The following is a 14,852-nucleotide window of genomic DNA, read 5'->3' on the forward strand; positions in this document are numbered from 1 at the left end:
GCGGACGAATATGACAAATATGAACGGGCCCTGACATTTTCCGTTTATCTGGCGTTGCTTAACTGGCGGCTCTTCATAATCAGCAGGAGCCGGCCGATGACAGCCACACCGATACTGGAAATGCGGGAGATCACCCGGCGCTTCGGCAGTTTTTATGCCCTGAAAGGGGTTGATCTCACCGTCTATCCCGGCGAAGTTCACGCCCTGATGGGCGAGAACGGCGCCGGTAAAAGTACGCTGATGAAGATTCTGGCCGGTGCTTATACCGCCAGCAGCGGGGAAATTTTAATCGAAGGTAAACCCTATGCGCTGAAGGGGCCCAAAGAGGCGCTGGCCGCCGGGATTACCCTGATCTATCAGGAGATCAATCTGGCGCCCAATCTGACGGTGGCGGAGAACATCTTCCTCGGCAGCGAAATTGCGCCCGGTGGGCTGGTGAAGCGGCGGCAGATGGCGGAGCAGGCGCAGCGGGTTATCGACCGGCTGGGCGCGCAGTTCAGCGCCTGGGATTTGGTCAGCCGGCTGAGCATTGCCGAGCAGCAACAGGTAGAAATTGCCCGTGCGCTGCAACGTAACAGCCGCATTCTGGTGATGGATGAGCCAACCGCGGCGCTATCCAACCGTGAGACCGAACAGCTGTTTGCGCTGATTAAACGGCTGCGCAGCGAAGGGATGGCGATCATCTACATCAGTCATCGAATGGCCGAAGTCTATGAGCTGTCCGACCGGGTCAGCGTGCTGCGCGACGGCCAGTATGTCGGCAGTCTGACCCGCGAACAGCTCAACGCCAGCGAACTGGTGCGGATGATGGTCGGGCGGCCGCTCAGCGATCTGTTCAATAAGGACCGTACTATTCCGCTCGGCGATATCCGGCTGGCGGTGAATCACCTCACCGACGGCGGCAAAATTCATCCCAGCAGTCTGGCGGTGCGGGCCGGTGAAATCGTGGCGCTGGCCGGGCTGGTGGGTGCGGGGCGCAGCGAACTGGCGCAGCTGATATTTGGCGTACACCCACCGAAAGACGGCGAGATCTGGATCGACGGCGAGAAGGTCACGATTCGCTCACCCCGTGAGGCGATTGCGCGCGGGATCGGTTTTCTGACCGAGAACCGCAAAGAGCAGGGGCTGTTTCTGGAGATGGCGGCGCAGGAAAACATCGTGATGGCCACGCTGGAACGTGATGCCAGCTACGGCATGCTAGACCGTCGCAAAGGACAGTCGATTGCCAATGAGGCGATCGCTTCACTCAATATCCGGGTGCCGCATGCCCAGGTTCGGGCTGGCGGACTCTCCGGCGGTAATCAGCAGAAGCTGCTGATATCGCGCTGGGTGGCGATTGGCCCGCGCATTCTGATCCTCGACGAGCCGACGCGTGGCGTCGATGTCGGTGCGAAGAGCGAAATTTATCGCATGATGCAGCAGATGGCGCGGCAGGGTGTGGCGATTTTAATGATCTCCAGCGAACTGCCGGAGGTGGTCGGGATGAGCGACCGCGTTTACGTGATGCACGAAGGCACCATCGTGGGTGAGCTGGAAGGCAGCAACATCAGTCAGGAAAATATTATGACGCTGGCAACCGGTGCGCACAGCGCGTCACCGCTCGAGGTATAAGGATACCATCATGACACAACTGGCCCGGACCAAAGCCCCGACGCTGAAACGCGCGCTGATGGGCGATCTGCTGCAAACCGTCGGTATCCTGCCGATTCTGATCCTGATCGTGGCGGTGTTTGGCTTTGTTACGCCGAACTTCTTTACCGAAGCGAACCTGCTGAACATTACCCGCCAGGCCTCAATCAATATCGTGCTGGCGGCGGGCATGACCTTTGTCATCCTGACCGGCGGCATCGATTTGTCGGTCGGATCAATGCTGGGCACTACCGCAGTGGTGGCGCTGGTGGCGTCGCTCGATCCAATGCTGGCCTCAATGACCATTCCGATGGCGCTGGGAGCCGGACTGGTGATGGGGCTGTTCAACGGTGTGCTGGTGGCGTGGGCAGGGCTGCCGCCGTTTATCGTCACGCTTGGCACCTATACCGCGCTGCGCGGAGCGGCCTATCTGCTGGCGGACGGCACCACGGTAATCAACTCCGATATCAATTTTGAATGGATCGGCAACGGCTATCTCGGCCCGGTGCCGTGGCTGATTGTGATCGCATTCGCTGTCATCGCTATCTGCTGGTTTATCCTGCGCCGCACCACGCTTGGGGTACATATCTACGCGGTGGGCGGCAACATGCAGGCTGCCCGCCTGACCGGCATCAAGGTCGGCATGGTGCTGATTTTTGTCTACGGCATGAGCGGCCTGCTGTCGGGGCTGGGCGGACTGATGAGCGCCTCACGGCTCTACAGCGCCAACGGTAACCTCGGCGTCGGCTATGAGCTGGATGCAATCGCTGCGGTGATCCTCGGCGGCACCAGTTTCGTCGGCGGCATCGGCACCATTACCGGTACGCTGATTGGCGCGCTGATTATCGCCACCCTGAATAACGGCATGACGCTGATGGGCGTCTCCTATTTCTGGCAGCTGGTGATCAAGGGCGCGGTGATCATTATTGCGGTGCTGATCGACAAATATCGCACCCGCCATCACGTGAGTTAAGGCTGGAAAGGGGGATGCGCAGCCGCGCGTCCGCCGCCATAAAAACGCCATTTAGTCGTTGGCACTTTGATAACCGCAGGAGAAGGTCTATGCGTTTTAATCCGATTGTAACCGGACTGCTGGCGGCGACGCTGTTCAGTACCGGCATAGCTCAGGCAAAAGAACTCAAATCTATCGGCGTGACGGTCGGCGATCTGGCTAACCCGTTTTTCGTGCAGATCACCAAAGGTGCGGAGATGAAAGCGCGGGAACTGGCGGGGGATAAGGTCAACGTGACGCTGGTCTCCAGCGGTTACGATCTCGGTCAGCAGGTCGGCCAGATCGATAACTTTATCGCGGCGAAAGTCGATATGATCATCCTCAACGCTGCCGACTCCAAAGGCATCGCCCCGGCGGTGAAACGGGCGCGGGACGCTGGTATCGTGGTGGTGGCGGTTGACGTGGCGGCCGATGGTGCCAACGCCACCATCACCTCCGATAACACCCAGGCCGGGGTGATGGCGTGTAAATATATTTCTGACCGTCTGAAAGCCAAAGGCAACGTGGTGATCATCAACGGGCCGCCGGTTTCGGCGGTACAGAACCGCGTTGAGGGCTGTATGACCGAGCTGAAGCGCCATCCGGATATCAAGCTGCTCTCTTACAACCAGAACGCCAAAGGCAGCCGCGAAGGCGGGCTGGAAGTGATGACCGGTCTGCTGTCGGCGAATCCGAAGATCGATGCGGTATTCGCCATCAACGATCCGACGGCGATTGGTGCCGATCTGGCGGCCAAACAGGCGCAACGTAACGAATTCTTTATTGTCGGCGTCGATGGATCGCCGGACGGTGAAGAGGCGCTGAAACGTAAGAACTCGCTGTTCGTCGCTACACCGGCGCAGGACCCGCAGGTGATGGCGGCCAAAGCGGTGGAGATCGGCTATGACATTCTGCAGGGCAAACCGGCACCCGATAAGCCGGTGCTGATTCCGGTGAAGCTGATCGATCGTAACAACATCGGCAGCTATCAGGGCTGGACGGTGAAATAAGCCACCGGCGGCACCGTCGGGTGCCGCCCACAGGAGGCCACAATGCAGCGATCACAGGTGAATCACTATCTGCAACTGACCCGCGAGTTTCTGATGCGTCAGGATGTGCATCTGCCGCCGTGGGCCGATTTCAGCCTCAGCCAGTGGCGCGCTCAGGATCGTCAGCAGGCGCAGGAGATTCTGGCGCTGCGGCTGGGCTGGGATCTGACCAGCTTTGGCGCGGCTGACTTTCTGCACACCGGTCTGACGCTGTTCACTCTGCGTAACGGTTCACCGGGTGGGCATCCGTGGCACAAACCCTATGCCGAAAAGGTGATGCACGTGCGTGAGGGCCAGCGGACGCCGATGCACTATCATCCGCAGAAAATGGAAGACATTATCAATCGCGGCGGCGGCAATCTGATTATCGAAATACATAACCGCGACGGCGACGGACTGGCACATTCGGCGGTCGCGGTGACGCTCGACGGCATGCGTCAGTCGCACGCTGCCGGCTCGCAACTGCGGCTGTCACCGGGTGAAAGCGTGACGCTGGAAGCGGGCATCTGGCACAGTTTCTGGGGCGAGAACGGCTTCGGGGACGTGCTGGTGGGTGAGGTGTCGATGCCGAATGATGACGAAAATGACAACGTGTTTCTGACGCCGCTGGCACGTTTCAATCCACTGCTGGAGGATGAGGCGCCGCGCTGGCTGCTGTGCAACGATTATGCGCACTGGCTACCGTGAGCAGGGCAGGCGCGGCGCGGTCAGTCAGGCAATCTGGCTGGTGCGCGCCAGCGTATCGGGTTTGACCACATCAGCGGAAAAGACATAGCCGAGGCCGCGAATGGTGCGGATCAGGTTAGGCTGATGTGGATTGGTTTCGATCTTACGCCGCAGCCGCATGATCAGTACGTCGATGGTGCGATCAAATACGTCGAGCGTTTCGCTGTGGGTCAGCTCCAGCAGCTGATCGCGGGTCAGCACCTTGCGGGCATGACGCACCAGCGCACGCAACAGGCTATATTCGCCCTGCGTCAGCGGCACCAGTTCACGTTGCGGATTAAATAACTGGCAGCGGCTCTCGTCGAGTTGCCAGCCGTTAAAGCGCCAGCCTTCCTGTTCCTGTTCGGCCGGCAGCAGGCGTCCTCCCCGGCGCAGGGCCGCCCGCGCGCGTGCCACTACCACCCGTGGATTAAACGGTTTGGCAATATAATCATCCGCGCCCATCTCCAGCCCGACCACCATTTCCGCTTCCGATCCCATTCCGGTCAGCATAATCACCAGCACATCGGGCCGCTGGCGCTGTAACTGCTGTAACACCAGCAGGCCATTGGTATCCGGCAGCATCATATCCAGCATCACCAGCCCAATCTCCGGGTGCTGATGGAGCATCGTCAGGGCCTCTTTGCCCTGATGACAGCTGTAGACATTGAACACATGTTCACTTAGCGCGTCCTGCAACACGTCGCAGACGGCAAGATCATCATCCACCACCAAAATCGCTGGCTTCATTGCGCGGCCCCAATGTTACGAAAGAGTTAATTCTGGAGTGTACACAGGCTAACAACGGTTGCTGTATGAGCCTGCTGAAACGTGACCAGCTTCGCCTGGCAGAGTGCGGAATCGTGCGCTGGCGCAGAGTTTTTCAGGCGGTCAATGTCGCCGCAGGAAAACGATTGCGCACAATCAGTGCATTGCACCATAATCGCGCCTTGTTTTGGTTCGGAATTGTCTTAGCCCTTCTGTAGCGCGCCAGGTAATCGATTGCGTCGGCTTATGGCATGGCAATTGCTTTGGGCTGTGGGTCAATAAACGTTTTTTCACCGAATTCAGGCTAGCGAGTATGCAGCAGCCCGTTTCGCTGTACCGGAAACAGAATAATCAGCATGCAAACCCCTTTGGCAAGTGAGAACGCACATTCGTGACGTCTCCTGTATCGAGAGATGATGATGTTAGAAAAATTATTCAAACTCAAAGCACACAACACTACGGTTCGCACCGAGATTATCGCTGGCATCACCACCTTCCTGGCGATGGCTTACATTCTGTTTGTGAACCCGAGCATTCTGGGTGCCACCGGCATGGATAAAGGCGCGGTATTTGTGGCCACCTGTCTGGCGGCGGCGATTGGCTGCGTTCTGATGGGGCTGATCGCTAACTACCCGATTGCACTGGCACCGGGCATGGGATTGAACGCCTTCTTTACCTACACCGTGGTGCTGCACATGGGCTACACCTGGCAGGTGGCGCTGGGTGCGGTATTCCTGTCGGCGGTAATCTTCTTTGCGCTGTCGATTTTTAAAATCCGCGAATGGATCATTGCCAGCATTCCGCTGCCGCTGCGCGCCGGTATTGGTGCCGGTATCGGGCTGTTCCTGGCGCTGATTGCGCTGGAAGGGGCGGGCATTGTGGTCGATAACCCCGCTACGCTGGTGGGGATTGGCGATCTGACTAAGCCTGGGCCGCTGCTGGCCATGCTGGGGTTTATCGTGATTGTGGTGCTGGAAGCGCGTCGTGTAACCGGCGCAGTGCTGATCGGTATCTTACTGGTGACCTTTATTTCGATGGGTATCGGCCTGTCACCTTTTGCCGGCGTGTTCTCTGCACCGCCGTCGATCGCGCCGACCTTTATGCAACTGGACATTGCCGGTGCCTTTAACGTCGGGCTGGTAAGCGTGATTTTCGCCTTCCTGTTTGTTGATGTGTTCGACAATACCGGGACGCTGCTGGGCGTGACCAAACGTGCCGGTCTGGCGGATGAGCAGGGTAACGTGCCGAAGATGGGCCGGGCGCTGATCGCTGACAGTGCGGCCGCCCTGTTTGGTTCGCTGCTGGGTACTTCGACCACCACCAGCTATGTGGAATCTGCGGCTGGCGTCAGTGCGGGCGGCCGTACCGGTCTGACGGCAATTGTGGTCGCTGTCCTGTTCCTGCTGGCGTTGTTCTTCTCACCGCTGGCCTCCAGCGTACCGGTCTATGCAACTGCGCCTGCCTTATTGTTTGTCGCCGTGCTGATGGCCTCGGGTCTGGCGGAGATTGACTGGAAAGATATCACCACTGCCGCACCGGTAACCGTCACGGCGCTGGCGATGCCTCTGACCTATTCGATCGCCAACGGTATCGCGTTTGGTTTTATTACCTGGACGCTGGTGAAGCTGCTGAGTGGCCGCACCAAAGAGGTCAACGCGGCGCTGGTGATCCTGTCGATTCTGTTTGTGATTAAGTTGGGGTGGCTGAGCGCCTGAATGCGCAGGAGCCGGCTGGCAGTGGTTTAACGCTGTGCAGCGGGCTGACATTCAGCAGGTTACGCCTTGCTGCGGGCTGACGGTGAGTGAGGTTACGCCTCGCTTAGATCTGAAATCGAGCAGGTTACGCCTGCTGCGGGCTGGCGGTGAGTGAGGTTACGCCTCGCTTAGACCTGAAATCGAGCAGGTTACGCCTGCTGCGGGCTGGCATAGAGTAAGGTTTCGCCCGCCGGGCGGTGAGGAGTTTCAGGTTGCCTGAGCTGGCGGTCGCGTCAAGGGGCGGCCGCCCGCCCCTTAACAATCCCGGCGTCCGGCGGCCTGCGCGCCCCGCTGCGCGCGGTGCCTTCGTCACTCCCTGCGGCCGACGGACCGGCCGGACGCGCCTTCCGTGGCGCGATCCGTCCTTTCGCCGACTTCCTGTCGGCTCTCCTGGCCTCCGTTCACTTCTCAGCGCTGCGGACGCCTCTGGTGAAACCCTCGTCTGTAATCTCTTTTTCTTGTTACAGGGCTTAGTGTCGTCTGGTGGCTGGTGGCTGGTGGATTACGCCTGGCGGCGGTGCGCTTTGTAGCAGGGGGCGCGCTGTGCAGAGTGACGTCAGGCTGGTCTGGCATAAAGCAGGGTTTCACATGTCTATGGGCTAACATTGAGCAGGTTTCGCCCGCCGGGCGGTGGGGAGTTTCAGGTTGCCTGAGCAGGCGGACGCGTCAAGGGGCGGACGCCCGCCCCTTAACAATCCCGGCGTCCGGCGGCCTGCGCGCCACGCTGTGCGCGGTCCCTTCGTCATTCCCTGCGGCCGACGGACCGGCCGGACGCGCCATCCGTGGCGCGATCCGTCCTTTCACCGACCTCCTGTCGGCTCTCCTGGCCTCCGCTCATTCCTCAGCGCTGCGGACGCCTCTGGTGAAACCCTGCCGGTGAGTTTTTAGCCTTTACTGGCTGGGTTCAGGCCGCTGAACGCGGGGAGAAATTGATAAGGTTTCGCTTTGCAGCAGGCTGACACTGAGCGGGTTTCGCCCGCCGGGCGATGGGGAGTTTCAGGTTGCCTGAGCAGGCGGGATTGTTAAGGGGCGGACGCCCGCCCCTTAACAATCCCGGCGGCCTGCGCGCCACGCTGTGCGCGGTCCCTTCGTCATTCCCTGCGGCCGACGGACCGGCCGGACGCGCCATCCGTGGCGCGATCCGTCCTTTCGCCGACCTCCTGTCGGCTCTCCTGGCCTCCGTTCATTCCTCAGCGCTGCGGACGCCTCTGGTAAAATCCTCGTCTGTAATTATCTTTTCATTTCGCTGTTGCCGTGCTGTCTGATGGCCCGTTGCAAAGACAAACCTCAATAATTACCGGGATGACGAACCCAACTTGAAAAAGACGAAACAACCGCTGCGATTTACAAAGCCGCGCTGTCTGCCGACCCGATAGAAAAGACAATCCCAAAAACCCACAGCGATAAAATACCTAACATAAAAAAAGAGATAACAGCGGGTGGGTTAAATAACATTTTGTCTGCTGAGCCGAAAGCCAGAGGCAATCCCAAAAACCGACAGCGATAAAGTACCCGTCATAAAAAAAGAAATAACAGCGAGGGGTTGGGAGGCCATCTGAAGCGCTGAGCCGATGAGGGATTTCAGGACGAGCGACAGGGAGGTCGCGAAGAGGCGGGATCGTGCCAGGGATGGCGCGTCCCGACGGTCCGGTAGAAATCCGGAAGAGGCGAAGGGACCGCGAAACGGCGGTGAAGCAGGCCGGAGCCCGGGGTCAAGGGGGCGCGGCGACTGGCGCCCTCTTGTCGGTCGCCTGCTCGGGCGATCTGAAACTGCCCGGCTTACCAGGCGAACGAAAACCTCTCATAGCCCGTTCGCGCAGCGAACCCCCAAACCTCACCGGCCGGCGAACGAAACCTTCTCAGCCCCGTTCGCGCAGCGAGCCTCAAAACCTCATCGGCTAGCGAGCGCCTTCTCACAGCCCATTCGCGCAGCGGACGCCTCTGGTGAAACTCTCGTCTGTAATCTCTCTTTTTTGTATATGGACTGGTTTTGCCTGGTGGCTGGTGGATTACGCCTGGCGGCGGGCACGGGCTGTGTAGAAGTGACGTCTGGCTGGTCTGGCATAAAACATGGTTTCATATGGCTGTGGGGTGACAGGCTTTGTTGAATAAATCGAACTTTTGCTGAGTTGAAGGATCAGATCACGCATCCTCCCGACAACACAGACCATTCCGTGGCAAAGCAAAAGTTCAGAATCACCAACTGGTCCACCTACAACAAAGCTCTCATCAACCGTGGCTCCCTCACTTTCTGGCTGGATGATGAGGCGATTCAGGCCTGGTATGAGTCGGCAACGCCTTCATCACGAGGAAGGCCCCAGCGCTATTCTGATCTCGCCATCACCACCGTTCTGGTGATTAAACGCGTATTCCGGCTGACCCTGCGGGCTGCGCAGGGTTTTATTGATTCCATTTTTGCCCTGATGAACGTTCCGTTGCGCTGCCCGGATTACACCAGTGTCAGTAAGCGGGCAAAGTCGGTTAATGTCAGTTTCAAAACGTCCACCCGGGGTGAAATCGCACACCTGGTGATTGATTCCACCGGGCTGAAGGTCTTTGGTGAAGGCGAATGGAAAGTCAGAAAGCACGGCAAAGAGCGCCGTCGTATCTGGCGAAAGTTGCATCTTGCTGTTGACAGCAACACACATGAAGTTGTCTGTGCAGACCTGTCGCTGAATAACGTCACGGACTCAGAAGCCTTCCCGGGCCTTATCCGGCAGACTCACAGAAAAATCAGGGCAGCCGCGGCAGACGGGGCTTACGATACCCGGCTCTGTCACGATGAACTGCGCCGCAAAAAAATCAGCGCGCTTATTCCTCCCCGAAAAGGAGCAGGTTACTGGCCCGGTGAGTACGCAGACCGCAACCGTGCCGTTGCTAATCAGCGGCTGAGCGGAAGCAATGCACGGTGGAAATGGACAACGGAATATAACCGTCGCTCGATAGCGGAAACGGCAATGTACAGAATGAAGCAGTTGTTGGGAGATTCACTGACGCTGCGTGACTACGATGGTCAGGTAGCGGAAGCTATGGCCATGGTGCGTGCGTTGAACAGGATGACAAAGGCTGGGATGCCAGAAAGCGTGCGTATTGCCTGAAAATCCAGCCAGCTACAGGGTCGTTCGCAAGAAATCTTATTTATTCAACAAAGCCGCATTACAGCGACGAAGTACCAAACAAAGGAAAAAAGAAATAACAGCGAGAAGTTAGGAGGCCGTCAGAACCGCTGAGCCGATGAGGGATTTCAGGACGAGCGACAGGGAGGTCGCGAAGAGGCGGGATCGTGCCAGGGATGGCGCGTCCCGCCGGTCCGTGAGAAATCCGGAAGAGGTGAAGGGACCGCGAAGCGGCGGTGAAGCAGGCCGGAGCCCGGGGTCAAGGGGGCGCGGCGACTGGCGCCCCCTTGTCGGTCGCCGGCAGCGGCGAAGCTGAAACTGCCACAGCCAGCCGGCGAACGAAACCCTCTCAGCCCCGTTCGCGCAGCGAACCGCCAAACCTCACCGGCTGGCGAACGAAACCCTCTCAGCCCCGTTCGCGCAGCGAACCCCAGCCCGTGGCCACCATGTGAACGAAACCCTCTCAGCCCCGTTCGCACAGCGAACACGCAGCTCCTTACCCGATTGTCATCAGACTGGCATTCCCGCCGGCTGCGGCGGTATTCACACTCAGCGAACGCTCAATCAGCAACCGTTCCAGCAGCAGATTGGTCTCACCGCGGGCGAAGCCCTGCACCGAAACAATCGCGCCTTCGCGTGCGGCAATTTGCTCACACAGGGTGCGCAGCTGATCGGCATCACCGTGATAAATCACCGCATCAAATTCTGCCGCTAACGGATCACGCGCCAGGGTAATACGCGCTTTCACCGCGTCTGGCAGGGAAGTCAGCAGGCGACGATGCAACTCATCATCCTGCCACAGCGCCTTGCTGCCCACGCTGGTGACGGCGGCCAGTTGCACTAACGCATCCTGCTCGTTGTCGGCAAGGCAGAGCACCTGATCACGCGGCAACAGCGAGAACGTGTTGCGCTCGCCGGTCGGACCGGGCAGTAACCGTACCACGCCCGCCTGCGCCAGATCGGCATAGTGCTGGCACAACGCCGCCAGTTCAGGCTTCTCTTTAGCCCAACCCGTCAGCGCCTGATGAGGTGCCAGCAACGCCTGACGCAGGGTGCTGTCGGCAGGGCGCTCGGCATCCTGACGATCAAACGTCAGTCGCAGCGCGCCGTCCGGACGATGCGCCAGCAGACGATAGAGATAGAGCGGTCCGCCGGCTTTCGGGCCGGTACCGGATAATCCTTCGCCACCAAACGGCTGCACGCCAACCACCGCGCCAACCATATTCCGGTTGACGTAGAGGTTGCCGACTCTGGCATTCGCCGTCACCTGAGCAATAGTCTCGTCGATGCGGGTATGTACACCCAGCGTCAGGCCATAACCCGAGGCGTTAATCTGTTCAATTAACTGCGGCAGATTATTGCGGGTGAAACGCACCACGTGCAGTACCGGGCCGAACACCTCTTTATCCAGATCTTTAACCTGATCCAGTTCAATCAGGGTCGGTTTGATGAAGGTGCCGCTGCTCCACTCTTTGCTATCGTGTGGATTCTCCTGCACCGCCTGATAGACCGTGAAGCCTTTATTGCGCATCGCCTGAATGTGACGCTCAATATTGGCTTTGGCTTCAGCATCGATCACCGGACCAATATCGGTCGACAGGCGCTCCGGATTACCCATCCGGCATTCCGCCATCGCACCGCGCAACATCTTCAGGGTGTGGTCGGCAACATCTTCCTGAATGCACAGCAGACGCAGGGCAGAACAGCGTTGACCGGCGCTGTCGAAGGCAGACGCGACGATATCAATCACCACCTGCTCAGTCAGCGCGGAGGAGTCGACGATCATCGCATTCATTCCGCCGGTTTCAGCAATCAGCGGCGTCGGGCGACCCTGCGGATCGAGACGACCGGCCAGATTACGTTGCAGCAGCGTCGCAACCGCGGTTGAACCGGTGAACATGACGCCGCGAACCCGATCGTCGCCGGTCAGCTGCGCGCCAACCGTTTCACCCAGACCCGGCAGCAGTTGCAGCACGCCAGCTGGCACGCCCGCATCCAGCAGAATCTGTACCGCCTGCGCCGCAATCAGCGGTGTCTGCTCCGCCGGTTTGGCCAGCACGCTGTTACCCGCAGCCAGCGCCGCAGCAATCTGACCGGTAAAGATCGCCAGCGGGAAGTTCCACGGGCTGATACAGACCACCGGACCCAGTGGGCGATGGGTTTCGTTATCGAAATCATCCCGCACCATACCGGCATAGTAATAGAGGAAATCGACCGCTTCGCGCACTTCAGCGATGGCGTTGTTGTAGGTCTTACCGGCTTCACGCACCAGAATGCCAATCAGCTGCTGCATCTGGCCTTCCATGATCTGTGCCGCGCGTTCCAGAATTGCAGCACGCTCCTGAGGCGGAGTGGCGAACCAGATCGGGCCGCTGTTGACCGCCGCGTCCAGCGCCTGAGAGACTTCCTGCTCAGTCGCTTCGCGTACCTGTCCGACAATATCGTTCGGCGCAGCGGGATTAACAATAGTGCGGCTTTCACCTTCACCCAGCTCACCTTCAATCATCGGCTGAGCCAGCCACGGCTGCGCGGCACTGCTCAGCAGGGCGCTGGACAGTGAGGCCAGACGGTGTTCATTGGCCATATCCAGACCGGCCGAGTTGACGCGGTTAGCCCCATACAAATCGCGCGGCAGAGGAATCTTCGGATGCGGCAGGCCAATCGCCCCTTCGCTGGCACCCAGCTTCTCCACCGCCGTCACCGGATCGGCTACCAGCTCATCAATCGGCAGTGAGGTATCGGCGATACGGTTAACGAAGGAGGTGTTGGCACCGTTCTCCAGCAGGCGACGCACCAGATAAGCCAGCAGCGTTTCGTGCGTACCGACCGGCGCATAAATACGGCAGGGACGGTTAAGTTTGCCGTCCGCCACTTTGCCTACCACCTGCTCATACAGCGGTTCGCCCATGCCGTGCAGGCACTGGAACTCATACTGACCCGGATAGTAGTTGTTGCCAGCCAGCTGATAAATCGCCGCCAGCGTATGGGCATTGTGGGTGGCAAACTGCGGGTAGATCAGGTTCGGCACCGCCAGCAGTTTACGGGCGCAGGCCAGATAAGAGATGTCGGTGTAGACCTTGCGGGTATAGACCGGATAGCCCTCCAGCCCCTCCATCTGGGCGCGTTTGATTTCGCTGTCCCAGTAGGCACCTTTAACCAGACGGATCATCAGGCGACGGCGGCTGCGCTGCGCCAGGTCAATCAGCTCGTCAATCACGAACGGACAGCGCTTCATGTAGGCCTGGATGACAAAGCCGATGCCGTTCCAGCCTTCCAGTTCCGGCTCGAAACAGAGTTTTTCCAGCAGGTCGAGCGACAGCTCCAGCCGGTCAGCTTCTTCCGCATCAATGTTGATGCCGATGTCATAGGAGCGAGCCAGTAGCGTCAGCGATTTCAGAATAGGGTAGAGCTCCTCCATCACCCGCTCATACTGAGCGCGGCTGTAGCGCGGATGCAGCGCCGACAGCTTGATCGAGATGCCCGGACCTTCATAAATGCCGCGGCCATTGGACGCTTTGCCAATGGCGTGGATCGCCTGCTGGTAGGAGACCAGATAGGCTTTGGCATCGCTGGCGGTCAGCGCCGCTTCACCCAGCATGTCGTAAGAGTAACGGAACCCTTTCTCTTCCAGCTTGCGGGCGTTAGCCAGCGCTTCAGCAATGGTTTCGCCGGTGACGAACTGCTCACCCATCAGACGCATCGCCATATCCACGCCTTTACGGATCAGCGGCTCGCCGCTCTTGCCAATAATGCGGTTCAGCGATCGCGACAGATTGGCTTCGTTATGGGTTGAGACCAGACGGCCGGTGAACAGCAGGCCCCAGGTGGCGGCGTTAACGAACAGCGACGGGCTGCGACCGAGATGCGACTGCCAGTTGCCGTTGCTGATCTTATCGCGGATCAGCGCATCGCGGGTCGGCTTGTCAGGGATACGCAATAACGCTTCGGCGAGGCACATCAGCGCCACGCCTTCCTGCGAGGATAAAGAGAACTCCTGCAGCAGGCTTTGCACCATGCCAGCGCGTCCGGTTGCTCCTTTTTGGTGCCGCAGCTTGTCGGCCAGTTGGTAAGCCAGTTGATGGGTTTTCTCCGCCAGCGCCGCAGGCAGACGTGCCTGCTCCAGCAGCATCGGCACCGCGTCGGTCTCCGGGCGACGCCAGGCGGCGGTCACGGTCGAACGGGTCACCGACTGCGGCAAAATCTGCTCTGCGAAGTCAAGGAACGGCTGATGCGTCTCGTCGGTCAGCGCCTCATCAGCCTCCACTGTCGCCAGGCTGGATAACGGGATTTCAGGCAGCGAATCGCCCGACTCAAGCTGGCCGAGGTAGTTAAAGATCGCCTGTTTAATCAGCCAGTGTGGCGTGCGATCGATACGCTGCGCAGCCAGTTTGATGCGCTCACGTGTCGCGTCATCCAGTTTTACCCCCATGGTGGTTGTGCCCATGACTCCAGTGCTCCTTATAGTGGTTCGATACGGCGTGGCTGCACTATCACTTAAGTTGCAACTTTGTGCAACCGTGTTAAATGTGAGCCAGTTAACACCCTTTTAACGCCGTCAATTGTTAATTTTTGCAATGCGGCACGGATATTGCTGCAAGATCCTAGCCAACCTGACGGGCCTGGCAACGCGCGGTTTATGTGAGGTTGCGCCGGGTTGCAACCGACGTTATGTGAGCGAGTGCAACCTCTGAACACTTTTTCGCAATCGGTTAGTGAAATCGCTGTAACGCCTGTGTTAAATCCATTGTGCGCCGAACGCCTTTCCGGCAGGATACCGCGCCGCAGGGAAATGGCTAACGCCCTGACGAGGATAATCGGTCCGTTTTGCCCCGTTCCGGCA

General features: G+C 59.0%; 9 protein-coding genes. 7 read left to right on the forward strand and 2 right to left on the reverse strand.

Annotated elements, in window-relative coordinates:
• Positions 1-96 precede the first annotated feature (96 nt).
• The 4 genes from ACLIBF_RS08225 to ACLIBF_RS08240 all read left to right on the forward strand — a co-directional run bounded on the left by ACLIBF_RS08225 (position 97) and on the right by ACLIBF_RS08240 (position 4,356).
• Positions 97-1,611, forward strand: a complete 1,515-nt coding sequence (locus tag ACLIBF_RS08225; protein ID WP_031378036.1) for a sugar ABC transporter ATP-binding protein — start codon at positions 97-99, stop codon at positions 1,609-1,611.
• Between the two features lie 10 nt (positions 1,612-1,621).
• Complete coding sequence (locus ACLIBF_RS08230; RefSeq protein WP_031378037.1) at positions 1,622-2,602, forward strand: ABC transporter permease subunit; 981 nt, start codon at positions 1,622-1,624, stop codon at positions 2,600-2,602.
• Between the two features lie 89 nt (positions 2,603-2,691).
• Positions 2,692-3,630, forward strand: a complete 939-nt coding sequence (locus tag ACLIBF_RS08235) for an ABC transporter substrate-binding protein (RefSeq protein WP_448309520.1) — start codon at positions 2,692-2,694, stop codon at positions 3,628-3,630.
• A 42-nt stretch (positions 3,631-3,672) separates the two neighbouring features.
• The gene (locus ACLIBF_RS08240) at positions 3,673-4,356 is read left to right on the forward strand and encodes a D-lyxose/D-mannose isomerase (protein WP_279810468.1); all 684 of its coding nucleotides are present in this window, start codon (positions 3,673-3,675) and stop codon (positions 4,354-4,356) included.
• A gap of 24 nt (positions 4,357-4,380) precedes the next feature.
• On the opposite strand, the gene ACLIBF_RS08245 is transcribed toward ACLIBF_RS08240, so the two are convergent.
• A complete protein-coding gene (locus tag ACLIBF_RS08245) occupies positions 4,381-5,124 on the reverse strand; it encodes a response regulator (RefSeq protein ID WP_031378040.1) in 744 nt (247 codons plus the stop codon).
• A 65-nt stretch (positions 5,125-5,189) separates the two neighbouring features.
• On the opposite strand from ACLIBF_RS08245, the gene ACLIBF_RS08250 reads away from it, so the two are divergent.
• From ACLIBF_RS08250 to ACLIBF_RS08260, 3 genes are all read left to right on the forward strand, one after another.
• Complete coding sequence (locus tag ACLIBF_RS08250) at positions 5,190-5,360, forward strand: hypothetical protein (protein WP_158087053.1); 171 nt, start codon at positions 5,190-5,192, stop codon at positions 5,358-5,360.
• 198 nt (positions 5,361-5,558) lie between these two features.
• A complete protein-coding gene (locus ACLIBF_RS08255; protein ID WP_218833860.1) occupies positions 5,559-6,857 on the forward strand; it encodes an NCS2 family permease in 1,299 nt (432 codons plus the stop codon).
• 2,213 nt (positions 6,858-9,070) lie between these two features.
• Complete coding sequence (locus ACLIBF_RS08260; protein WP_001118645.1) at positions 9,071-9,994, forward strand: IS5 family transposase; 924 nt, start codon at positions 9,071-9,073, stop codon at positions 9,992-9,994.
• A gap of 514 nt (positions 9,995-10,508) precedes the next feature.
• Here the strand turns inward: ACLIBF_RS08260 and putA are convergent.
• A complete protein-coding gene (gene putA, locus ACLIBF_RS08265; RefSeq protein WP_069728584.1) occupies positions 10,509-14,456 on the reverse strand; it encodes a trifunctional transcriptional regulator/proline dehydrogenase/L-glutamate gamma-semialdehyde dehydrogenase in 3,948 nt (1,315 codons plus the stop codon).
• Positions 14,457-14,852: the final 396 nt, after the last annotated feature.

Source organism: Pantoea sp. PGP6 (assembly GCF_053474785.1).

What these genes read in the sequence shown, in the direction of transcription:
- ACLIBF_RS08225 (WP_031378036.1), top strand. Translation starts at nt 97, where the DNA reads ATGACAGCCACACCGATACTGGAAATGCGGGAGATCACCCGGCGCTTC.
- ACLIBF_RS08230 (WP_031378037.1), top strand. Translation starts at nt 1,622, where the DNA reads ATGACACAACTGGCCCGGACCAAAGCCCCGACGCTGAAACGCGCGCTG.
- ACLIBF_RS08235 (WP_448309520.1), top strand. Translation starts at nt 2,692, where the DNA reads ATGCGTTTTAATCCGATTGTAACCGGACTGCTGGCGGCGACGCTGTTC.
- ACLIBF_RS08240 (WP_279810468.1), top strand. Translation starts at nt 3,673, where the DNA reads ATGCAGCGATCACAGGTGAATCACTATCTGCAACTGACCCGCGAGTTT.
- ACLIBF_RS08245 (WP_031378040.1), bottom strand. Translation starts at nt 5,124, where the DNA reads ATGAAGCCAGCGATTTTGGTGGTGGATGATGATCTTGCCGTCTGCGAC.
- ACLIBF_RS08250 (WP_158087053.1), top strand. Translation starts at nt 5,190, where the DNA reads ATGAGCCTGCTGAAACGTGACCAGCTTCGCCTGGCAGAGTGCGGAATC.
- ACLIBF_RS08255 (WP_218833860.1), top strand. Translation starts at nt 5,559, where the DNA reads ATGATGTTAGAAAAATTATTCAAACTCAAAGCACACAACACTACGGTT.
- putA (WP_069728584.1), bottom strand. Translation starts at nt 14,456, where the DNA reads ATGGGCACAACCACCATGGGGGTAAAACTGGATGACGCGACACGTGAG.